Annotated in this window: 20 protein-coding genes; 9 read left to right on the forward strand and 11 right to left on the reverse strand. The window is 31.6% G+C overall.

What is annotated here, in order from left to right:
- Window positions 1-134: 134 nt before the first annotated feature.
- The 3 genes from P1K33_RS13390 to P1K33_RS15390 form a co-directional block, all read right to left on the reverse strand.
- Complete coding sequence (locus P1K33_RS13390; protein WP_284653495.1) at window positions 135-800, reverse strand: RloB family protein; 666 nt, start codon at window positions 798-800, stop codon at window positions 135-137.
- A complete protein-coding gene (locus P1K33_RS13395; RefSeq protein ID WP_284653496.1) occupies window positions 800-2,143 on the reverse strand; it encodes an AAA family ATPase in 1,344 nt (447 codons plus the stop codon). The genes P1K33_RS13390 and P1K33_RS13395 overlap by 1 nt, the downstream gene beginning before the upstream one ends.
- A 140-nt stretch (window positions 2,144-2,283) precedes the next feature.
- On the reverse strand, window positions 2,284-2,421 hold the full coding sequence (locus P1K33_RS15390) for a DUF5763 domain-containing protein (protein ID WP_350028985.1): 138 nt from the start codon (window positions 2,419-2,421) through the stop codon (window positions 2,284-2,286).
- Window positions 2,422-2,532: 111 nt separating this feature from the next.
- Here P1K33_RS15390 and P1K33_RS13400 point away from each other — a divergent pair, with 111 nt between their 5' ends.
- From P1K33_RS13400 to P1K33_RS13435, 8 genes are all read left to right on the forward strand, one after another.
- Window positions 2,533-3,336: a hypothetical protein gene (locus P1K33_RS13400; protein WP_284653497.1), complete on the forward strand. Its 804-nt coding sequence runs from the start codon at window positions 2,533-2,535 to the stop codon at window positions 3,334-3,336.
- Between the two features lie 164 nt (window positions 3,337-3,500).
- Window positions 3,501-4,238: a methyltransferase domain-containing protein gene (locus tag P1K33_RS13405; protein WP_284653498.1), complete on the forward strand. Its 738-nt coding sequence runs from the start codon at window positions 3,501-3,503 to the stop codon at window positions 4,236-4,238.
- A 186-nt stretch (window positions 4,239-4,424) separates the two neighbouring features.
- Window positions 4,425-5,237: a restriction endonuclease gene (locus tag P1K33_RS13410; RefSeq protein ID WP_284653499.1), complete on the forward strand. Its 813-nt coding sequence runs from the start codon at window positions 4,425-4,427 to the stop codon at window positions 5,235-5,237.
- 160 nt (window positions 5,238-5,397) lie between these two features.
- Complete coding sequence (locus tag P1K33_RS13415) at window positions 5,398-6,159, forward strand: hypothetical protein (protein WP_284653500.1); 762 nt, start codon at window positions 5,398-5,400, stop codon at window positions 6,157-6,159.
- A gap of 263 nt (window positions 6,160-6,422) precedes the next feature.
- Window positions 6,423-9,524, forward strand: a complete 3,102-nt coding sequence (locus P1K33_RS13420; protein WP_284653501.1) for a GmrSD restriction endonuclease domain-containing protein — start codon at window positions 6,423-6,425, stop codon at window positions 9,522-9,524.
- Window positions 9,521-11,395 (forward strand): AAA family ATPase, encoded by a 1,875-nt coding sequence (locus tag P1K33_RS13425; protein WP_284653502.1) that lies wholly within the window; start codon window positions 9,521-9,523, stop codon window positions 11,393-11,395. The genes P1K33_RS13420 and P1K33_RS13425 overlap by 4 nt, the downstream gene beginning before the upstream one ends.
- A 442-nt stretch (window positions 11,396-11,837) precedes the next feature.
- Window positions 11,838-12,152: a hypothetical protein gene (locus tag P1K33_RS13430; protein ID WP_284653503.1), complete on the forward strand. Its 315-nt coding sequence runs from the start codon at window positions 11,838-11,840 to the stop codon at window positions 12,150-12,152.
- A 10-nt stretch (window positions 12,153-12,162) separates the two neighbouring features.
- A complete protein-coding gene (locus P1K33_RS13435) occupies window positions 12,163-12,825 on the forward strand; it encodes a GNAT family N-acetyltransferase (RefSeq protein ID WP_284653504.1) in 663 nt (220 codons plus the stop codon).
- 20 nt (window positions 12,826-12,845) lie between these two features.
- On the opposite strand, the gene P1K33_RS13440 is transcribed toward P1K33_RS13435, so the two are convergent.
- Genes P1K33_RS13440 through P1K33_RS13465 form a run of 6 tightly spaced genes read right to left on the reverse strand, consistent with a single transcriptional unit; the run spans window position 12,846 to window position 20,259 of the window.
- Window positions 12,846-13,901: a hypothetical protein gene (locus P1K33_RS13440; RefSeq protein ID WP_284653505.1), complete on the reverse strand. Its 1,056-nt coding sequence runs from the start codon at window positions 13,899-13,901 to the stop codon at window positions 12,846-12,848.
- Between the two features lies 1 nt (window position 13,902).
- On the reverse strand, window positions 13,903-15,411 hold the full coding sequence (locus P1K33_RS13445; protein WP_284653506.1) for a restriction system-associated AAA family ATPase: 1,509 nt from the start codon (window positions 15,409-15,411) through the stop codon (window positions 13,903-13,905).
- Window positions 15,412-15,416: 5 nt separating this feature from the next.
- Window positions 15,417-17,015, reverse strand: a complete 1,599-nt coding sequence (locus P1K33_RS13450; protein ID WP_284653507.1) for a restriction endonuclease subunit S — start codon at window positions 17,013-17,015, stop codon at window positions 15,417-15,419.
- Window positions 17,012-18,427 (reverse strand): class I SAM-dependent DNA methyltransferase, encoded by a 1,416-nt coding sequence (locus P1K33_RS13455; protein WP_284653508.1) that lies wholly within the window; start codon window positions 18,425-18,427, stop codon window positions 17,012-17,014. Before P1K33_RS13455 ends, P1K33_RS13450 begins: the two co-directional genes overlap by 4 nt.
- Window positions 18,428-18,447: 20 nt before the next feature.
- A complete protein-coding gene (locus tag P1K33_RS13460; RefSeq protein WP_284653509.1) occupies window positions 18,448-19,509 on the reverse strand; it encodes a nucleotidyl transferase AbiEii/AbiGii toxin family protein in 1,062 nt (353 codons plus the stop codon).
- 24 nt (window positions 19,510-19,533) lie between these two features.
- Entirely contained in the window at window positions 19,534-20,259 is a 726-nt protein-coding gene (locus P1K33_RS13465; RefSeq protein WP_284653510.1) for a DUF6577 family protein, read from the reverse strand.
- 340 nt (window positions 20,260-20,599) lie between these two features.
- Here P1K33_RS13465 and P1K33_RS13470 point away from each other — a divergent pair, with 340 nt between their 5' ends.
- Window positions 20,600-22,288 (forward strand): hypothetical protein, encoded by a 1,689-nt coding sequence (locus P1K33_RS13470; RefSeq protein WP_284653511.1) that lies wholly within the window; start codon window positions 20,600-20,602, stop codon window positions 22,286-22,288.
- A gap of 4 nt (window positions 22,289-22,292) precedes the next feature.
- Here P1K33_RS13470 and P1K33_RS13475 read toward each other — a convergent pair whose 3' ends face one another.
- Both P1K33_RS13475 and P1K33_RS13480 read right to left on the reverse strand, forming a co-directional pair.
- Window positions 22,293-23,141 carry a phospholipase D-like domain-containing protein gene (locus P1K33_RS13475; RefSeq protein ID WP_284653512.1) on the reverse strand — a complete coding sequence of 283 codons (849 nt, stop codon included), beginning with the start codon at window positions 23,139-23,141 and terminating at the stop codon, window positions 22,293-22,295.
- Window positions 23,119-23,823, reverse strand: coding sequence for an Nmad2 family putative nucleotide modification protein (locus tag P1K33_RS13480; RefSeq protein WP_284653513.1), 705 nt, complete (start codon window positions 23,821-23,823; stop codon window positions 23,119-23,121). Before P1K33_RS13480 ends, P1K33_RS13475 begins: the two co-directional genes overlap by 23 nt.
- Window positions 23,824-23,942: the final 119 nt, after the last annotated feature.

Raw genomic sequence — 23,942 nt, forward strand, 5'->3', positions numbered from 1 at the left:
GTAATTGCGAGGCTTGGGATTATCCCGAGTTTTTCCTTACTGACAGTCGCCTTCGGCTCTAGTCTCTGAAAACTCAAAAAGGAATTTTAATTTTGGAAGCAACAGTAATCAATCATCGCAAGTGTTGCAAGCCGCTAGGGATAATTTTTGGCACTTGCAATTATAGACTGTACTAATTTATAAACCCTTGTACCTAAATATTCTGGCCATCTTGTCTGGGGATTTATATCTAATTTTATAGCATTATCTATAGCGGTTTGAACTAATGGAATAAAACGATCAGCATCATATTTAGCTTCATTAAAACCTCCCAATAAGTTTGAAAGCATTTTTTTTGAATATGTTTTGTTACGATTTACTTTAGCATTCCTAAATAAATCAGTTGAAACTTTAGCTGAAACTAATGTACAATCAACTAAGTGAAGTATTAACCACAATTCAAAAGCAGGATTACTAACTGCTAGATAGTAACCTCTTTTCTGATTACAAATTTGAGCTACAGAACGCATCATTGATACATCCCAAGATTGATAATCTCTATCAATAACCATCCATAATTCATCTTCTTGATCGAGATTATATTCATCGCAAAATGCATTCAATTGATTCAAAACCTCCTCAGGACTCGAATTATCATCAAGCTTTTCAATTACTTCAACATGAACTTTTGTAGAATCAAAACCATTAGCAAGTGCCTCAAAATAAATTCTTTCCGTTTTTCTACCTTCGGTTGCTATTACGATTAACTTTGCGCTTCTTTTATTTTCCGGTCTCTTAAAATCTCTTTTAATTCTTCCCATTACCACGATAAATCTTTAGGGTTAGATAGAAAAGGAATAGCCCCGTATCGTCCATTTAGATATCCTCTTTTAATATCATTATCAGCTCTTGGAGTGAATTCTAAAAGAGAATAAAATTTTGAACTACCTAACTTATTTTTCTCAACAAACCAAATTTCATCCTTTCTAAACAATTCCAAATCCAATAAATTTGATTCATGAGTAGTAACTATTAATTGACTATTACTATTATTAAATTGGTTAACAAAATATTCTAAAATACCTTTTGTTAAAATTGGATGCATACTACGGTCAATTTCATCTATTAAATAAACAGAATCGTTTTTGATAATATCAACAAGCATAGGAATAAAATCAATAAGCCTTCTTGTTCCGTCAGATTCTTCATCCATTTCAAATAAAACTCCTTCCCCATTTTTATTCAAGTGAGTAGTTACAAGTTTAAATGCTTTTAATTTCCCTTTTTTATCTTTTTCAAAGGCATAACTTACTCTATTATCCTCAGAACCTATAACTGTTCTCTTTCCTTCTTCTAATTCAGAAATAATTTCATTAATTGCCTCTTTAGGCAATTCTTTTATATCTCTTTCATAATCAACTTCTTTAGTAATAAGCTCCGAAACACCTGTATTAAAATAATTTAAAAACTTAGACATTGATTTAGATAAGTCTTTGTTATTATCTAAATGGAACTCTAATCCTCTAAATCTAGTTTTAGGGAAAAACACTTTTAGTTTATTATCAAACCAATCATACACTTCATTAACTTCATTAATAAAATCAAGATTTCTTTCAATACATTCCTTTAAGAAAGTTTTGTTATCTGGTGTGCCCCTTGCCACAAAATGTGCAAAGAGTTCATCATCTTTACTTTTAAACTTTACGCTTTCAAATTCGATACTAGTAACCTTTTTATTTGTTTTTCTTTCAAATATTTTTTTCTCGCTTTTTTTATTGATTAAATACAACCATTCTTCAGCAATTACTTTTTTATTAAATATTACACCATAGGCATAATTATTATTGCCAATTTTAATTTCAATTTCAATTTTAGAATTTGTTTTTGACTTTTCACCTAATTTAAAAATTTCTACTGGAATATCTTTGTTAGAAACTAAACTTCTAGTAGCCATAGATTTAATTAAAGCAACAACTTTAATTAGATTTGATTTTCCAGATGCATTCGCTCCATACAAAATACCAGTCTTAAGAACTGGTATATCATCTCTTTTTTCTGAACGAACAATATGATCTCCTTTAACACTTCCCTTGCCTGGAATTAAGCTAAATTCAATTTCAGAATCAAACGAAAGTATGTTAGATGCAAACACTCTAATAAGCATAATAATAAATTTTATGGCGCTAAATTACGAAAAAACCGTAACATCTGCAAAAATACAAAAAAACTAACCCTCACAGCAGTTTATTTCATCCTTTCGCTAGCGCTCGTGTACAAAGCCTCACTATCGGGATTAGCATTATCTTATCTATCCGGATTGTGTTGAAAACAATACCCATTGGCTATACTGGTCATGTGCTTGCATCGTGTCCCTTTTTTAGTAGTTCCTTTGCATTGAACCGTTTGAGACTGGCCGCGACCCCGATGGCACGGATTTGCAATCTAGGCAATTAGATGCTTAAAGGCATCTTTTATACTTCTTCTTCCATAAAACGTCAAATATTCATACATTCGTAAAGAGTGAAAATCATCAGATCAATCTGTTTAAAAAGGATGGATAAGGATGATTCTGTCAGACCTATAAGTAAGTTACCAGTAATATTTATGACCAAAGTGCTAAAAAACACCAAATCAGTTTCTGAAAGTTATGACCTTTTAGAACAGCTTATTGGAAAACACTTGGAATCACATACTGACAAACAGAAAACTCTTGAAATTTGTCATACTGGAAAGTTTTTATTATTCTTTGAAAACTTAAACATCAGCCAAGTTTCTGAAAAACCTGATTTCATTTTATTCGACGGAAAAGAAAAAATAGGTCTTGAACATCAAATAATTGTTGAATCAAAATCAAAAGAAAGAGAAGGCTTTTTCGAAAACATTTTTGCACAAGCTGAAACAGAATTACAACAAGATACAGAATTACCAAACTTCCTCGCTGATTGTTATATTCAGTATTATGTAACATATAAATTAAATGAGAAGGAGAAATTAATTGAAATTGTAAAAACCGTCATTAAGGAATATGTTCTCAACGATAACTTTATTGAAAATCCAATCATTGAGAGCATTTCACTTCAACCGCATTCACAAAAAAACATAAATGCGAATATGGGCGCATGGTGGCAAAAAAACATACCAAAAGAAACTCTTGAAAACGCAATAAACAAAAAGAATGCTAAAGTTTCTAGTTATAGAGAAAATGGAATACAGAAGCAATGGCTTTTGTTGGTTATTGGAAGTAGCGGAGATAGTTCATTCGAAATGGATAAAGACTTGAAACTGGAAATTGAAACAAAGTTTGATAAGGTTTTCGTTTTAGAAGACTTAAGAAATACGTTATATGAATTGAAATAAATACTACTGGTAACAGCGGTTTGCAGCAATGGCTAGTTTAGATTTTCCTAGCCGGAAAATCTAAAAGAGAAAATTCCATATCTTTACAATTAAGCATTAAAATCGCCGCCACGGCTGCAAGCCGAGGAACGTTGTAGGCAGTTTTAACCCAAACCGCATAAATTATGGATGAAACTTTACGAATGTATTGGGAATTATTCAATGAATCATGTTCAAACGAATTGATGATTCACAAAAGCCATAACCCCCTAAGAAATTTTGAAGAAGAATTTATAGAGGGTCCAATACTTGAATTGGGGTGTGGGCAAAGTAGTTTTTTAGTAGAATATTCTAAAACAGGTAAAGAAATATTTGCAATTGACAATGAAGATTTTCAATTAAGTCTTTTAAAAAAAAGAATTGAATCTTATGCTGGAAAACAAGCTGGAAAATTACATCTGTTAAATATAACCATCCCGAAAAAAGAAATTCCAAAAGAAGTATTCTCTTTGGTTATTATGTCCGATTTTTTGCATTTTTTTTCAATAGAAGATTGTGGCAAAATCATCAATCAAATAGCTTCCAGAACTCAAAAAGGTTCATTAATTTATATTAAGGCGCATTCAATATCTCATTCTTATTTTAAGTCTACAGAGCCTGGGTTACATCAATATTATAAACATTTTTTTTCAGAAACCGATTTACCTAAACTCTTTGACAAAAAATACTTTGAAAGAATCATGTTTTCCGACACCGTTCAAAGTGTCAGATCAAAGTTTTCAAGAGAAATGCAGATTAAATGGCACGAAAGAGTTTTAGATAAATATGAAGTATTTGATCCCGAAGATAGAGAAGAAGAGCTTAAGTCGACTAAAGAAGAATCAATTGTTGGTTATTTAGAATGTGTTTATAGACGAAAATAAAAACTGCCTACAACAACGGTTTGTAGGCATTAAACGTCTTGGTCTGTACATCGAATTTTCTCCGAAAATTCAAAGCCAAGTTTTGTACTTGGAATCATTAGTAATAAATTATCGTAGCTGTTACAAGCCGCAAGAAGTTGTGGCAATTAATACAAACTTTGCTGTGAAATTTAAAATATATAGAAAATGACTTGGGAAGAATACGAAGAAGTAACAAAGTACATATATGAAACACTTGGAAAAGAAAAAGGTGTAACTATAGAATGCTTTGGAAAAGATTGCAAAGTTCTAGGAAAATCAGATGTTAAACATCAAATCGATGTATTAACAAATTTTTCCGATGGATTGCATAATTACAAAACCGCAATAGAATGTAAATATTGGAATAAAAATATAGACAAAGATATTGTTATGAAAGTTGCGGAGATTATTGAAGATTCTGCGATAAATAAAGGGGTAATTGTTTCAAAAAAAGGATTTACACCAGATGCAATTTCTTATGCAAAATATAAAAATATAGGTTTAGTTGAATTGCGTGAATTTGAAGAAGGAGATTGGAAAGGAAGAATAAAAACCATAAAGTTTAATATCGATATGCTTTTACCACAAATAAATAGTTTAGAATTCTTTATAGATAAAGAAACTGAAACAGATTTGAGACCGGGAGAAATGCTAATTGAAAATTTAAAACACAAAAATAAAGATGGTGAAATCATAGGTTTAAGGTTTTATGTAGAAAATTTTAGTTCTGAATTAACAAAACAAAAAGAAGATGAAATCTTTGAAAAAATATACAAATTTGAAGGTGAAAATTTCATTATTAATGGCTTAACAAACTCTGAAACTTCTATTGGCGGACTGAAATTAACTGGTGTTTTAAAAATTGCAAAAGAAGGATTTCAAATAAATGGAGAAGATCATGTCTGGTTAATTATGAAAGCATATTTTGAAGATAAAACATATACAATATCGAAAGACAAGGAAATTAGAGAGCGTTAAAATTAAACTGCCAATTATAGCAATTTGTAACAATTGGTTGGTTTGGGTTTATACCGAATTTTCTACGAAAATTCAAAGCCAAGTTTTGTGCTTGGAATCATAAGTAATAAATCTACATAGCTAAGTTGATAATTAACAACATACAATTAAATAGACTTATATGAAAAGAACTAAAATAGGGATATGTAAACTTTGCAAACAAGAAAAAGAATTAACATACGAACACATTCCTCCACAGTCTGCATTTAATAGAAATACCAAATTCTACAGATTAGAAACAACAGAATACTTTAAAAATGCAAAAGAATATGTTGAAGGAAACTTAAAACCGAAATCACGTAAAGAACAGGGTGGTGTTGGAGATTATTGCCTTTGTGGAAACTGTAATGGTTATTTAGGATCAAAATATGTGCGTGAGTATAAAAGATTAGCTGAAATTTCATATTCAATTATTACTCAATATCCAGATGCAAAATGTTATGAATTTGATATTTCTGAAATAAATCTTTTAAAATTTATAAAACAAATCATTGCAATTTTTATTTGCAGTAATAACGTTAGCTTCACTAAAAACTATCAGGGTTTAATTGAATTTGTCTTAAATGAAAATTCAAATTATTTACTAGAACGGTATAAACTTTATATGTACTTAAATCATGAAGGGAATCTAAGAAGCGGGAATTTATCATACACTAATTTACATGGTGCTATATGCGAATTCACATATAAACCTCTCGGATTTGTACTTAATATTGACAATCCAAATCAAATAATGGAATTATCAAACATTACAGATTTTAAAAAGTTTAACCCTTTTGCAAAATACAGTGAAATTATGATTAGGTTAAATAAATACCCCACAATTTACCCCTTCCCAATGGACTTTAGAAGTCAAGAGAAAATCAATAATTCACTTGCGTAATTTTTTGACTTAACTACATCCCGAATCGCTTTTATATATTAGTAATAGCAAAAGTGTATGTTTATCATACGCACTAATTAGTTAGCTATAAGTTTTAAAACATGACTGCAAAAAAGACATCTTTTTTTGCCCCACACCAACCCAAAAAGGGCCGAACTCATAGTAATCTAGGTATCATGGACGCTATAAAAACTCTTGCAATTTGTAAATAAATAATCGAATATTACTACATTTACAATTATTCTTTACCTGAAATTAATACAATGGAAATAAAAGAAATATTTGAACATAAAATAAAGATAGAGCCAAAGGTGATGTCAATAGAGAGCCTTTTCAATAATGAAGAAAGGGTTGCGAAAACAGATTATCAACCGTTTTATCAGAGGAACTATGTATGGGATGATGAAAAGGCGACTTATTTTATTGAGAGCATTTTATTAGGGACTGAAATTCCTCCACTTATATATTTTAGGAACGGTACCAATATAGAGGTCATTGATGGTAGGCAAAGATATCAAACTATTCTTCGATTTGTTTCTGATGATCTAAGGTTGAAAAAAAACGGTCTTCAAAAATTAGACAATGTTGGCATTGCCAACAAATTTTTCAAAGATTTAGATCGCCAGTTACAGGATTTGTTTTGGGATACTAAGTTGCGTATAATTGAATTTAGCTTTCACAGTCAGGAGAATATAGACTCTGAAATGGAAGACGTTGTGAAGCAGGAAATTTTTAAAAGATATAATTCCGGAATCACGCCACTTAAGCCTACCGAAATAGATAATGCCGTGTATTTTGAGGATGACTTGAATTCATATTTAAAAAGAAAACTGCTTAATGATAAAATTTTATTTAGAAACGTCACAAACATTTTGCATTTCGATAAGCCAAATAATGAAATCATTTTAAAGAAAATTAGACAATTGCTTGTTCAGCATAAGATTCCCATTAAATATTATGCTGTAAAAAAAGACACAATAATTTCAAAATTTTACGAAGTTCTTTTTTCTGATATAAATGAGGAAGAAATTGAGGCAATTTTTTCAAGTTTTATCGAAAAAATTAATCTCTTACTTAAGGTTAAAGAAAGGTTTCCTGACAAGGGAATATCATATAACAGATTAATATCTGAATGTTTATTTTGGTCTTTTTCAATACTTGAAGCAGAAGACTTTTCCTTGGAGGTTATAACACCATCTGTGATTGAAGAATTGGGAGTTTATATACTAGGTAATATTGAATTTTTTGAGATCACTCGTAGTTCTTTTGCTAAAGAGTTATACAAACGATATGAAATTACCTCAACTTTCTTTAGAAATAAGTTTGGTATAGATTTTAATATTTATTTACAATACAATCAAGATTTTAAACAAAGAAACCAAGATCTTTCTGCGGATGATGAAGAGCGGGTTAGTTTTGATGAGCTGAGAATTAATAAGCCAGAACCATCATCAATTGCTATAACTGATATCTGTCGACAAATGGAAAGGCATCGATTTCTAATTAGGCCGCCATATCAACGGAATGAAGTAATAAATAAAAAGAAATCATCATTAATTATCGAGAGTATTCTATTAGGAATAAAATTGCCCCCAATTTTCGTTTTTAAAAGGGAAGATGGAATTTCAGAAGTGTTAGATGGTCAGCAACGACTTTTAAGTATATTAGGTTTTATAGAGAAACCATATTTAGATGAAAAAAATCAAATAAAGCGATCATCAAAAAACGGCTTTGCTTTAAACTTAAAGAGCAGTATTTTAAAGGATTTGCAAGGAAAAAAGTTCACTCAATTATCTCCGGAACAAAGGGAAACAATTACCAACTTTGATTTGTGGTTCATTGAAATTAATTATGTTAATAATAAAAATTTTGAGCCTATTGATCTTTTCATTCGCCTTAATAATAAACCTTATCCGATAAAAGAAGATACTTTCGAAATGTGGAACTCGTATGTCTCACGAGATATAATTAGTACTATAAAATCTATTTATACAAATCATAGTGGATGGTTTTATATTCGAAAAAACAATTCTCGAATGGAAAATGAAAATATATACACAGCATTAGCGTATTTTCAATATACTTGGAACTTATCCGAGAAATCCAATTCCTTTACTCCAAAAGATGTTGATATCTATAAAGTACTGAATAAAATAAATTTACGAGTTAAGTCGAAAAATGAGATTACAAAAGTTCTAGAGGATAGTTCACTTAAACTTAAATTCATTGATGCAGCTAATGATTTGGAATTTAATTTTATTAGAAAACTTAAACTTTTATTGTCTGACACGAATGATTATTCACTCACCAGCTTGAATAAAAATCTTGATGAAATCTTTAATGTTGAAAATGGGCGACGAACACAACAAGCATTTTATGCATTGTGGTATTTCCTATATGATATTTCTCCAAGCATGATAGAGCAAAAAAAGTTACATATTAGGAAAGATTTAAAATCTCTTTTTAAAGACATGACAGGCATTGAAAGTAAGGAAATATTTGATAAAAATGTATTAGCGTTTAAAGAGAAGTTTAAAATAGAACCTAATTTGTTTGATTATGAAACTGCGACAATTACAACTAATCTAGCTTTATTGGGTGAGATTGCTACTGTTAGTCCAGGAATAACTGTAACAGAAAAAACATCATTATCAAATACCTTAACTGATGGATTCCCGTATTTGCAAGGTGGAGAGTTTTATAACTTCGAAATTAATAAAAATGAAATAGCATACTTAACAGATAATGCGCAATTTAGCTCTAAAGATTTGTTTAATTCTAAAAATAAAATACTTGTTAAACGCCTTACTCATTCCGATTCAAAGCTTAGCATTGCCTTTTACGATGGCAAACTGGCCTTTAGTACGTCATTTATAGGGATTTTGGTTAATAGATTTAGTTTCGATCCTAAATATGTGCTTTGTATTTTGGGGAGCAGATATGTATATAGCACAATAAATCGTGCGATTGATAAGTCCGTTAATACAGTTCGAAGCTTAACGGTAACTGAATTAAAATCAATTCCTATACCATCGATAACCTTAAATCAACAACAGCCGTTTATAAGATTATCCAGTTATTTGTTGTCGTCTGAAATCGATCTACAAACAAGTATTTTTTTCGAAAGGTTAATCGATGCAATGGTATATGAATTATTCTATCCATCAATCCTTAAAACCCATACAGCCGAAGTATTACAATATGTCCAAGATATTGAGGAGTTGGATGCACTCGATCAAGAAAGAAATAAAAAAATTATTGAACGGCATTACAAATTTTTATCCGATCCTAAGCATGCAATAAGCTCTGCGTTGCTAAGACTTTTGAATATAAATGAAGTTAGACAAATAGAAGGCCGACGATGAAAAGGATTACTCAGATTGAAATCGAGAATTTTAGAGCCTTTTATCAGTCGTACAAGATCCGTCTTCCAGAGGGACAGAATTTATTAGTGTATGGGGAAAATGGTAGTGGTAAAAGTTCTCTATATAAGGCACTAAGTATACATCTTGCGAGTTCGAGATTACCAACTTTGGGATTTTCGAAAAATAATTATCGTCCGGCAGGAGATGATGGCTTTATTCGAATTACATTTGCTGATCAAGATCCGGCAACACTAGATATAATATCTGCTTCTGCAATTGATTTAGAGTTTGGCACATCTGTAGTATCCAACAATGTTAACTTTCTACAGGACACAGAATTAACTAAAGGCTTTTTAGATTATCGTATTCTGTTAGCCGTATACAATCATAGGGAACCAAATCCAAATTTATTTTCACTAATATTATTTGAGTTATTACAAAATTTTATACCTGTTGGTTATGGTTATCCATTAGGAGTTCGTTTTACTGAGTTGACGCATGAGATTGAAAATTCGTATACTAGGCAAACCTGGGCGTACAGAATCGCTATTGGAAATTTATCAACATACGAAACGGTATTACGTGACACACTTAATCGGATTTTCGTTCAGCTTAATTATTTTTTAATACGTTACTTCAAGTTAAATTTAAGAGTTGGATATACTTTAAGGCCTTTTGTCGCATCTCCATACAGCTGGAGGACTATACCTCAGGAACTGAATTTGACTATAAAGCATAATGGGTTGCAAGTTGCTCATCAATCCGATTACCTTAATGAGGCCCGATTATCTGCATTATCAGTTTGCTTGTATCTCGCCGCGCAAAAGCAAATTCCACAAAATATTGACTTCAAAATTCTTTTCCTCGATGACGTATTTATTGGTCTCGATTCAGGGAACAGAATTCCAATAGCGAAAATACTTTCTGAAGAATTTAAAGAATATCAAATTTTTGTCACAACATACGATCGAAACTGGTTTGAATTAGCTCAGCGGTTTTTTAAAAGTCATAATAGTGGTAAATGGGAATCTCTAGAATTATATTCGTCAACACAAGAAATTAGTGGACTGAAAGTTGAAATACCTATAATGCTTCCCTACGAAGAAAACTTTGATAGAGGTTCTTATTATCTACATCATAAGTCGCGACCGGATTACCCTGCATCGGCGAATTTTTTTAGGAAATCATTAGAAGAAATTTTAAAGAATAATTTGCCTTCTCATGAAATTAGAGATGAGAATTATGCAATGATTGAAACGTATCGACTTGGCGCTCTAGTTAGTAGTGGATTAAAATTTTTGCAGAAAATTGCAGCCGATGATAAGATTCTTTTAGAATTACAGAATGCACTTCCAACTCTTCTTCATCCTTTATCTCACTATGAATTGTCTACACAAGTTTACAAAGTGGAGTTAGAAAGAGTTGAACATTTAATTCCGTTACTACAAGACCAACTTTTGCATATAAACCTGAATTGCAAGGTTTTTATTCCGAAAGGGAGGTCCTTCACTCTTAAATTTTCGATTAATGGTACTGATAATGGTTTTTATGAAATATACTCAAAAGAAACTATCTATGCACTACGAGCTAGTAATGGGGCATTAACTCTTTCTGTAGGAGGTTGCCATTGCAAATGCAGTTACAGGACTAGTAGTGGCGGTGAAATCTCAAGATCAAACTTTTCGCCCGCAGCAACTTTCGTCCAGTACATATCTGTATTAGATAGCTATGAGACGATTTATAATCATATCCACGTACAGCCTGAATTTTCTCATATTCCGATTGCTATAAATCCGCTAAATGAGTTTGAATATTACAATGATAACACAAACCAAACCCTAGAGCAGCATCTCCAGCAAGTGATCTGGTAGTATCCTGATAGCATTTGCAATCCTTGTATTTAAACTGGTTGAGTTATAAAAATAAAAATGCGTCAAGCTTCTTAGTTGTTTCAGAAAAAACTCAAATTATTATATAAAAATCCACATTTGCATACCAATATCTAAATATTTTCCTGCCTTTGCTTAAACTTAAAAAATCAAGTATTATGATGTGGTATGAAATTTTAATAGTTATTGTTTCTATTCCGGTCGGTGCCTACATCGTTGGTAAAGTCTATGAACAAAAAAAGAACATGTATCATAATGACAGTTGGAAGAATAGAAACAAATGAATTATTTTTCAATTACATTAATTTTATACTTTAATACCACGATTAAAAGATGCTGAAAGGCATCTTTTTTTTATCGTTTTTTAGGTTAAATATTTTTATCGTATTATATAGTATATAAATTTTATAAAAAAGGTACTATCATGAAAACTAATGACTTTATGAATGCGAATCTGACTGATATTAAAATTATGATTAAGAGCTTAAATAACGAGTTCGACTCTCACGATTTTATAATGGCATTTGCCAAAGAATTTGAACCGCAATATGTTTATCTTTTAAACCTCCACAAAAAGAACGCACATAGAATCCTCCATGCGCAAATTTCACTGTATCTTTCGAAGAACAAGGACTACTTTGAAATTGATAAAAATGGGAAAGTTATAAGTAACACTGTTTTTGGTTTTAATAATCCGAATGAATTGTGGAGTAAAATCAATGTACATTTGTATTCCTAACTTTTACATTATGTTTAAAATATATAAGCAATCAAAGCAAGTAACACAGAATCAAAAATTGCAAATCTTAGATTTGGTTGCCCAAAATTCTCATGCAATAAGCGCATATGTTTTCAATCCTGAAAGTGCCTTACATGGATATTTAACTGCACGGGAAGTTGCAAGAACAAAAAAGTATTTAGACCGTCTTGGAGAGATTGGTGCTCACGGCGCAGTATTGCTTATTACTGAGTATAATGGCATAATTATAGGTTATATTTTGTATCACTGCACCACACTAAATGAAAAAGATATTGCAATCGCAAGTACAGTTGTTGATGCAAAATACCGCAATCAAGGAATTCTTAAAAATATGATGGATTTACTTAAAACTGATAATGATAGCATCACACTAACGTGTTTTGTCGAAAAAGTAAAAATTTATGAAAAATTAGGTTTTAAGATTATGATGCAACAAGGTACACAAATATGTATGTATTATGGTAATCCTGATGATGGTGAAATATATGCTGTAGATGATGACTATATAGACAAGGATAGTGCGGTTCAACTAGAACTTTCAAAATTTCAAAGTCAATACCCTACAACTTGGAGGACATTTTGGGACCAACTTGCTATTGACTGTAATACTGAAATCAGAAATGCAGAGGCGTTTATTAAAAATTTAGTCTAAATACAGACTTTATTTTACATTCAAAATTTACTTTTTTCATCCATCAACGTAATAACTAGTTCTAAATCTGAATCCTGAACATCAACTAAATAATTCCAAAATTTAACATGTAACATATATCCTAGATCGTTTTGGAAAATTTTTAGAACATCTTCTACATATGACTCTATCTTCTGTTTAAATTCAATTATCGTTGTAGGCAAGTTTCCATGATAGTATGTTGTAAAGCTATCGATCCAAAACGAATATTCACTTTTAATGTAGTTTGCGTACCTAGAATCAATTTTAAAAACAGTTTTCCATGTTTTGAAACCAATATCGGGATTGCTTGAACTACTTGTTAAAATCCATTTTTCAGTGGGCATAAATAGATTTTTACAATTTAGTTTAATTTCAAAAGACTTTACACTTGAATATGGATAATATGCGATACGACGATTTCCTTTTGTATCAAAAATTAGATTCTGCGTACCTTTATTTGGGCGTTTATTGCATTTGCCACACATAGGAACGAGGTTATTAAAGTTTAAAGCAAGATAAGGGTATGTGCCTTTGTCGAGATAGTGGTCATATTCATTTCTTTTCTCAATGGGATCATCCAACTTAGATAAGCCACAAAATGGGCAAATCCTTCTGCTTTTTTTATTAAGAGTGTCATGTTCTTGGTAGTGGTGGTCTAAAGTTCCATAAGTATTGGAACAGGTAAGAGTGTTGAATGTTGATGACCAAATAAACAAATATAAATTTCGAATTTTCTTAATTAAGTTATCGTACAGAGGCTTTTCTAGAGTTAGCAGTGGATAATTGACATTTGTTAGTAGTTCAACTACATTGTTGTTATTAGAAAGAAAGTTGAAAACAACTGTTTTATCAATACCAGCACGATTCAATTCAACAAAAACATCTTTAAATTTGCTCTCCAACATTATTGAATCTGCAACAACTTTTTTCAAATTATCGCTCATTGCAGACGTGGAAAATCTAGTACGAGTAATTGATTTTTGAAAAAAATCTATTACATCATTATTTACACTGTAAATTCCTGCGTTATTAACATATTCAAAATGATAAAGCATACTATGACGAAATGTTTTTCAGTTTTTTAATTAAGCCCAATCTTTCTATTGAAGGACCCGATTCATTCAAAAATTCAGTTATTTCCTCAGCTGTCCCTTCTTTTATCAGAGTATTAATTTCTTCGTTTGCTTCCTCAGAAATGGTTGCGTCAATGTTAAAAGCCTTCTTGAGTATAAGGTCAAAAGATGTACCATATGTTTCAATATCGATTGGATTGAATGAAACCTTATCGCCATTTCGTTCGAATTTAAATACTCGATAACCCTTACAGTCGGAAACAATATAGGGCGAGTGAGTAGTGATTATAAAATCTTGCTTTCTTCCACTAGAAATTTCATTTAAAATATTTATAAATTTTGTGCGCCACAATGGATTGAAATGTGTTTCCGGCTCATCAAATAAAAATAAAATATCTTCTCTATCGAATATCATACAAGCACCTAAAAGTTGTAGAAATTGATGTTCACCGTCACTGATTCCAATATACGGAATAATTTTTGTTGGTGAAGAAATCTCAATATATATCTCATCAAATCTAAAAACTTTATCTTCTTTAGCTAATACAGGACGCCCTTCCAGTAATAAATCTTTAGATCTAGTTACTCTATATTTTTTTTCTAAATTAATAGGATTTAGTAGCTCAAACTTTTGAAAGCACATAAACAAATCATATACAGAATCAAAATTTTTCTTGAACGCCTCCTGTGTTTCTGGGCTGTATAAAAAGTCCATTTCATAGTATCCAGAATTTGAGTCTATGCTATAACATATCGAACAATTGATCAGTTTTTGTATATTTCCTTTAAGCTCTTGAGATAAAATTACCAGGGAATTTTTACCTGATTTCCCTTTTCGTTTTAAATTTATTATTACTTTGAAACTATGGAGAGATTTTATTCTTAGAAGATCATTAAAAACTTTTAATTCTTTAGTTTCACGATATATAAAATTAGATATCGCAATTGCTTCATTACTCGCATAATCTAAAAATATCATTCTATTATCATGCATTTCTTTTTTCGATTGTGTACGAGCACTTTCTAGAACTAGCTTGGAGTAATCCTCGTCCAACTGATTTAATCTAAAACTTAAAGTTTCGTTCATCCCTGAAGTATAGCCAATAATCTTATTGGGGAGAAATTTTAAAATCTCATCTTTATCAATAACTGGTTTCCATTCATTTGTCTCCTTCAATTTTATTGATAACTTTGGAGTAGAAGAAGTAATTGTTTCAATTTTAACTTCTGTTCCACTTTTTTCATTCATTGAATATATAAGTTCAACTTTTAAAGGAACTTTTTTTAATTTAATACCAAATCTGTATAACTTCTCTAGATAAAAAAAAGGTTCGACAATTAGTTCTAACAAATTTGATTTACCTGAACCATTTACGCCTACGAGACATATTGGATCAATTTTTCCATCTTCTCTAAACGAGTGTCTGAATCCCTGATTAAAAGGTTGCAAACTATTAAATGTATTTTCAAGTCTTATACTAATGATTTTCATACCAGTTAAATTAATGAGAACTTAAAAGTTTTTATTTTATCGTCATATTGATATTTAATTTTATTTGAATTAAGTAGTTCAAAAAAAATATCCTTTGATTCTTCGTAATTAGTTGCAAAGAGATCTTCAATCTCTTTGAATTGAAATGTCTTCTCTACAAATCGGCTTAAAATTTCTTGATGCAGGTTTTTTGTATTTTCCATAATAGTAAAGCTTTTATTCGTAAATCCTGTTTCATTTTGAATTGTTGTTAATTCAGAAAGTTCCTCGAGAATGTTTCCACCGTCGCCAAAGGTATCATTGAGAATCTTTTGAAGAAGTAGCTCAGAATCAATTTTTCTACGTTCAATTTGACTAATGAACTCAGATGCAAAGTTCTTAATAATATCTACTTTTTTTACTATTTCGTCCTGCTCACTTTTTGGAGGAAAAGGCACCAATATTTTTTTGAGCTTAGACCCACTAAAATTTGCTTGATTGGTTTGTGAAATTATATTAGGTTCAATTTGTGTTCTTCTACAGATAGGAGAATTAAGATATATATTAATATAATCTGGATTTACGTATTTATCGAAAAGAGAAATTTTAATTAGATAAGAAGCCAAAGTATATTTCTTTTCCTGGCGATGAAATACAGCACTCTTACCAACCAACTCATAACTATTAGTCCTGTTAAAGACAATGTCTCCCTCTTCTAAATATAATTTTGGTAAATCTTTATGATTTAAATTAATATATTTCAAATTACTATAAATAATTCCTCCGTCAGAAGTTATATTTCCCATTCTTAGTACTGGGGCTTGATCAGAAAAATCGTGAGTTTTCTGAGAAGTTCCATATGCCATAAGTTTTACGAAATCATTAAAACTACACCACTTCCATGTCGAAGGGATTTCAAATGGAAATTTTTGGTCTGAATTATTTATTTGAGTCTGAACATTGAAAAGTTTTTGTTGTTTTTCAATTTTTAATTCTTGAATGGCATTAATATCATGGAGTGCTAAAGACTTATTTTTTAGTCTCCAGTCATTTGTTAATTTTCCCTGGACAGCTTCCTGTAAATTAGTCTTTTTTAATTTATTTATTAAGATAATTTGTTTGTCTAGTTCGGTCACAAATTCGTCAATATACTGTTCGACTACAGATATTTTATTAAGAATTTCTCGTTGATCTTCCTTTGTAGGAAGAAAAATTTTTAAATTGAATAATTGTTTTGGTTGTATTCTTTTTGACCCAATTCCTTTTGCTAAAACCTCAAGTCTACTATAAAAATTATTTTGTTTAAAAAAGTAATATATCCATTCCGGATAACAATCATCCCTTACATCAAAAGCTGGAATATCTGAGCTAGATTCAAACCCATCTAGTTCGTTAGGGACAATTCCAAATGCACCCTTATGAAGATTTTGCTTTCCATAAATAAATTGTCCCGCTTTTCTAATAAAATATTTTGTAGCACCAGACTTATCATTAATCTCTGGACGTTGCTCAATTCCACCCACATTTAATTTAACGCGGATGCGATTTCTTGTATCAGGAGTTATTGCATCAACTTTGGATTCGGTTAGGAGGTCGCCAAGTTTAACGGTAGCCCAATTTTTCATTGTAATTCTTTGTTTAGAAGCGCTAATAGTTGATCGCTATTTTCAACTGATTTTTTTAATCTCAGAATTATATCAGAACTCGAAACATTCTCATCCCCTTCTCCGAAGTATGGACTGGAAATATCTAAATTATAATTTCTTTTCTTTATATCTTCAATTGTAACTTTCCATGTATTATCTCCTTCAACTCTATTATACCACCATTCTTTTTCTAAATCAAACTCCTTAATCGTAACAGGACGCGACTTATTGTAGCTTTTCTGGCCTATTGGATAAAGATGTTCATAATACCAAATCTCTTTCGTTGGTGACCCTTTTTCGAAAAATAATAAATTAGTTTTAATTGATGTATAGGGACTGAAAACTCCTTGTGGTAGCCGAACGATTGTATGTAAGTTACAATTGGCAAGAAGCTGTTCTTTTATTCTTGTTCTCACACCTTCACCATATAAAAAACCGTCTGGTAAAACCACGGCGGCACGTCCTTTATTTTTTAAGAGTTTTACAATTAAAATAAGAAATAAATCCGCTGTTTCTTTTGTTCTAAATTCTACCGGGAAATTCGACTCTGTACCGCTTTCCTCAATGCCCCCAAATGGAGGATTTGATAAAATGATGTCTACTAAATCTTCTTTTTTCCAATTGTCGAAAGGCTTAGTCAGTAAATTATCTCGATTGATTGCTGGTAAGTCAAATCCGTGCAGCATTAAATTTGTGGTACATAGTAAATGTGGCAAAGGCTTTTTCTCGATTCCAATAATATTTTTTTGCAACGCAGTACTATTTACGTTTTTTTCTGAATCACGTATAAAATCAACACTGCATGTCAAAAACCCTCCTGTACCACAAGCTGGGTCTAAGATCTTTTCATTTGATTTGGGGGCAATCATGTCAACCATAAATTGAGTAATTGCGCGGGGAGTATAATATTCTCCTGAAGAACCGGCGCTTTGTAATTCTTTTAAAATACTTTCATAAATGTCGTTGAAAACATGTCTCTCGTCTGAGCTATTAAAATTTATTTTATCAATTTCGATAATAACTTGTCTGAACAACTGACCATTTTTCATGTAATTGTAAGTGTCCTCAAAAACGGATTTTACAATTTTAGCTTGTTGACTTGAAGACGAATCTAATTTTTTTAATGTTGGAAATAGTTCTAAATTTATAAATTCTATCAATTCTTCACCAGTTAACTTATTTTCTACATTGGCCCAGTTCTTCCAACGTAAATTTTCTGGGATTGGGCTTTTATATGAGGAAATTGTAGTCTTCCAATCTTCTTCTTTATCGGCAAATATTTTCATAAAAAGCATCCATACCATTTGAGATATTCTTTGGGCGTCACCATCAACACCCGTATCTTTTCGCATTATATCTCGTATAGATCTAATTATAGTAGTAGTATTCATAATTTTGTAATCAGTAATTATTATAATTTATTTGAAATTGCTAGTGCTTTATACCAGTAATAAAAAGCTTCAGGATTATTTTTCTTTAATTTATTTAGTTTATTATAATCAGTATTCTCAACCATCCAATGAGTAATTTGCCCAGGATTATTAAAACGATCTATGGTTTTGGCATTGGTTTTTATAAGTTCAGTCAAATAAGCTACTTTGGCAGCGGCAACCGTTGCTTCATCAATATTAAAAGATGAAATGATAAAATTGGTAAAGTTTCTGATGCCCAAAAATAATTGCTCAAATTCAGGCGAAGCTGTATTACGCAATGCCAACTCATAACAAGCTTCAAAGGTGTCAGTTAAAACCTCATCAGCACCAATAGTCAATTTTCTAAAACCAATCTCTTCAGCAACTACTTTAGCATAACTTGATAATACAATAGCCAGGTCAGCATCAGTAATGTTGTCAAATAGGAAAGCAATATCATAAAGCTGTTTAACAATCTCAACGGATCTATTTTTACTATACAATATACCGGTGGTTTTTGGTGCAAATGCCGTCAGTTTATCTCCAAGTATGGAAGCAAAGGTTGGCACAGTAACGGCCGGAATTTCTCCTGAAGTACTAATCCAATCATGTTGTATTGGAATTTCCATTGTCTCCGGATATGGATTTGGGGTATATAAAATATCAAGTAAGATCGGCTCTTCATAAGTGCTGTCAATAACACTGTTATAGTACATTTTAAAGTGTCCTATAGGTGCATCCGGGGTGTGCTTGCGTTTATTATCATCTTGCCATCTTGTAAAGATTCCGGCAGCAACAATTTTATCTAGTATGGCAATAATATCAACTTCAGATTGCTCCGCTATGATGTCAATATCAATCGAAAATCGCTTCGGCTCTTTTGTAGCAAGCAATAATGCTGTACCTCCTTTAAAAATAAAATCAAGGCCATTAACTTTTAATTGTTCTAAGAGTGATAAAGCATATACCACCTTTTCAATTAGTTTCGCATCGACCTTTTTACCTAACTTTTGTTTTAAATCAAGTATCCATTCTTTGGAATATGTTTTTTTATCTATCATAATTAAGCTTTGGCAAAAAACAGATTATTTTGCCGAAATTAAATTAAGCAAATCAATCACTTCATTTTCCCGGTTTCTTCTTATAGCGTAACGTTTCATCCGCGATTCGTTAATTGCATACTTTTCAAAGGCATTCAGGAATATATCTTCAATTTCGCCTTGTTGCGCGGCAAAAAGATCTTTATCCGTAAGCATATCAACCAATAACTTCTCTAGTGATGGAATTACAATGTTCCCTTCATTATTGACAGGAGCTTCGGATACTAATGGCTTTATTATTATCGCTTCGTTTACATTTGATATATAGTAATCAAAAATGTTTGAATCTGGATTCAAAAATACATTTTTGTTTGATTCATTTATGCTGTTAAATGCCTGGCTTAATACATCTTTCTCTACTTCAATAATGATATATTGTTTAAAGGGTTGATGACGCATAAAGCTGTTAAGCCAACGCGAATCCCATACACAGCAATTAACAAACGGGTATTCCCTATGAACTTTATTATACATTTTTTTAAGTGACGGTGTGATTTCCGGATGAAAGACTTTTTTAAGACTCAAAGTATACATTCCTCGATAGGGTCTGCGTAATTTCCCTGCCTTTGTCAATTTCGACATATAGACAGTAATAGTACTTTGTGTCCACGATGGATAATCCTCATGGATAGCCTCAATCAAATCCATTCTCGAAAGAGAATCTTTTTGTTCAAAATAATTAACTAGTTTATTTTCAAGAGTTTTATCCACACAAATTAATTTTTAATGACGTGAAGATAAGACTTATTTTTCAAAAATTAAACTTTGGCAAAATATTTTAGCTTTTGCCAAACATTAATAATCATTACTATATCCGTTATATATGTACAAATTATTCTTCTGTTTCAAAAATTACTGGCAACCCTAAAAAATTATTGCGTACCTTGTGACAGATTTGGAAATAAATTTAAAAAAAAATAAATATATGCTATTTTTAATAAATTTAAATAATTGATAATCAGAATATTAAATTTTAAAGACACTTTACTTCAAAAAAATTGTGCAGCGCTAAAGGGGTTAAAAATATAATTTATAAGGGCAGCGTGACAAAATGGAAAATAAAAAAGAAACAGCTCAGGAAAAATACAATGTCTTTTTAAATAATTTACTAAAGAAAAAATTATTTGAATCGGCAATGGACATTCATAATGCTTTAATGAAAGCTTTCAATGTTACACCCGAAAATGCGAGAAAAATTGTTGCAAGGGCTGTTGACCAAAAAGTAATCAAATCATCAAAGCCATATACATTTGGAAAAGGGCAATATGTCTATATCTATAACGAGCACTATTTTGACAAGGAAGGCATAAAGACAGTTACTCAAAAGTCCCGCCCTCCTATTTACCGGCTATTGGAACTTATGGATCAAAATGGGGGCATTACATCCTACTATGAAGCCCTTAAAATTACAGCTGCACCACTTGAAGAGAGTTCTACCAAGGTTACATCACTTGAAGACATCTTAACGCTGTTGATGAAGTTGGACATCATATATAAAAAGAAAGACCGGAATGATGTTGTTTTTATCATATACAAAGAGGATAAAAAGGAAGTAAACGAAGTGCGCGAAGGTATGATGATGGCATTTCATTTCAATAAAATGGTTATGGATTGTACTGTGCTTCCTGACATTCTCCGATGGTTAGGAAACTCTAATATTATAGATAACAATGGGGTTATATATCGAAACAAAAAAACACCTCAAATTGGTGCGGTCCATAATAATTTAGTCTGGGATGCTTTTGCGTACACAAAAGCAACAGGAATAAATCATATAATGGGTGCCCGGGCTACTACAAGTGACAAACAAACCTTAGTAGCGCTAGATGTAGTTTTGGCGGAGGAGTATAGCGCTATACACCTAGATGCATTTTTATCAAGAATTCAGATAAATTTAAATTCGGTAAAGGAAGGAGACAGAAAAATACTTCCCATTATAGTTTATAAATCCTGCTCAGACCATACATTTAATAAGATTAAAATGAATGGGATATTGGCCTTTGACGTAGCCTCAATTTTTGGTACTCGAATTTATGAAGTTCTAGACCGTATGGCTGAGTTGTCAATATTGCTATTCAGGAATGACCAGATTGATAACACAATCGAAGGCATATTAAAAACCATTAGTAGTGCCGGCCAGGATGAAGCTTTAAAAGAACTGCGTGGTACATTATTTGAATTTCTTATGTATCCATTACTAACTATACTTTATCCCAATGCGAATATCAAAAGGGGTAAAATACTTGAAAGAATCAACGAGGTGGGTGAAAAGGAAAAATACGAATACGATTATATCATCGAGTCCAGCAACCCACCCGAATTAATTTTTGTGGAGTTAAAAGGGTATCAGGCGGGCGCAACTATTAAAACCGGTGATAGCAATACCAAAGCCAGTTTAAAATGGTTCTTTAAAAAAACACTTCCGTTTGCAGAGAACTTTTACAAGGCAAGATTATCAGAACTTCCCGTGAAAGCGGTTTTTATAACATCCGCAAATTTTTATGACGACGGTTTGGAATTCCTTACTAAGATGGACAATAGTAAGTATAAGGCAAAGAATTTAAACACAGGCTATAACAGGACATCCCTACTAGCATTACTGAAAGAAAATGGATTTGAAAATGAAATTCGTATTCTTAATAAGTTCTATTCACGATCCGATGATAGAGATGAGTTGTCAGATGCCGGCCAAACTGGTAACATTTTACAGGATTTAGAATTGGATTATCCAAAAGTGTAAATATTTACAAATGGTATTTAAGCATTAGGTTTCTACAAAAAGCTACCTCATCAACAGTAAACAACGCTTGAAACTTAGGTTTTGCAACAAGGTACTCAAGCGAAAGTTCTATCCTCGGCGGATTGTTCACTTCAAGTTTTCTAAAACCCGATTTCATTTCTTTGGTCTGTATTTCGTCATTCAACAGCCTTTTAACAAAGTTTACACCTCCACCATCACGATGCATATTTTCTCTTAATTTTGGAAAATCAAGTTTAATTTTTGCTTTTTCAGCAGTTTCAATGGACATTTGTACAGCATCCTCGAATTCCTGTCGCAATTCTATTTCCCATGACTCAAGCTCAGACAGAACTATTCCCATATCTCTACTGTTAGCTTTGAATACTCCCAGCTCAGCAACTTGATTTATTCTCGTTGCATTTTTATATAATGTAATAAATTCAGCCTTAAAATTTAATAATACTAACTTGTCTTGTCGAATGCTGAGATCGGGTATCATTGTCAGCAGATTTTCGTTATTTCGTTGTGCAGGGTAAGACCAATTATAAGAACCATTCAAAATAACTTTATCATCAATAATACAAAATTTGTGATGCATAAACGGTTGAGTTGCAATACACATGCCTCCACCATACCTCAATAAGCCTCCAAAATGACTAGTCTTCTTAAAATTCTCTGTTGAATCGCATATGACAATCTGCACAATAACTCCCTTCTCTTGCCTTTGCCCAAGCACCCTGATAATGTCTTCATCTGTTAACCAGGCAACTGCAAGCTTTATTTCATTTTCTGCTTTATTCAGTTGGGCAATTATCTCTTTTTTAATTTCCTTAAAGGTTACAGTTACTTCCATGGGAATATTTTTTAATTTTGAGATGACTGCAACTATTAGTACAGTTATTGATAATTTCCTTTTCCATTTCCAAAATAGTTTGAAAGCTAAGCTGTGGGTCAGACCTCATACCTATGGGTCCAAGAGTAGAAATCCACTTTTCAAATTCTGCTACAAGAAATTGATAACGAATAATTTTATGCCCTTGGTTTTTCTTTACAAACCTTTGAAATTGCTGTGGTAGCAAAATAGGATTTTCGCCGAAGTAATAAAAATGCTTCGATAAAAGTACATTTTTGCCACTTAAATCACGTGGCTGATCATTTAGATTATGCTTGCCTTTACGTTGTGAAGGTTCTAACCCTTTTGAATAATCATAAATTGAATCACCTAAGTGTAATCTCCAATCAAGGCTTCTTTTATCTGGGATTTTCGCAGGTAAATGGGTTTGGCAATGTTCATCATATTTTTTCAGACTTAAGCTGTCTTCTATTTTCATGGCATAAACAAGCATACCGCTAAAATCATAAGTATTACCATCATTGCACTTGGAATACTTTGATCCGGTGCCAATAACCCAGCTTCCTGGTTCCGCTTTCCTTCTGATTGCGGGTTTGCATATGGCTAAAGTACATACTTCCCAGAAAGGATTAGGTGCTGCTCCATCATCAAATCTTAAAACATAGGAATAGATTTTTGACATAATACAAACTGTTTGAATAGAAATATCTTCTCGTTTTCTAGGACTAAATATAAATAATTCAGTTATAATAAACCGATATTTCTTATATTTATCATTTAACACCCTGAAAATCCACAACA

Origin of the sequence: Flavobacterium terrisoli (genome assembly GCF_030167905.1) — a bacterium.
GTDB classification, from domain to species: domain Bacteria; phylum Bacteroidota; class Bacteroidia; order Flavobacteriales; family Flavobacteriaceae; genus Flavobacterium; species Flavobacterium terrisoli.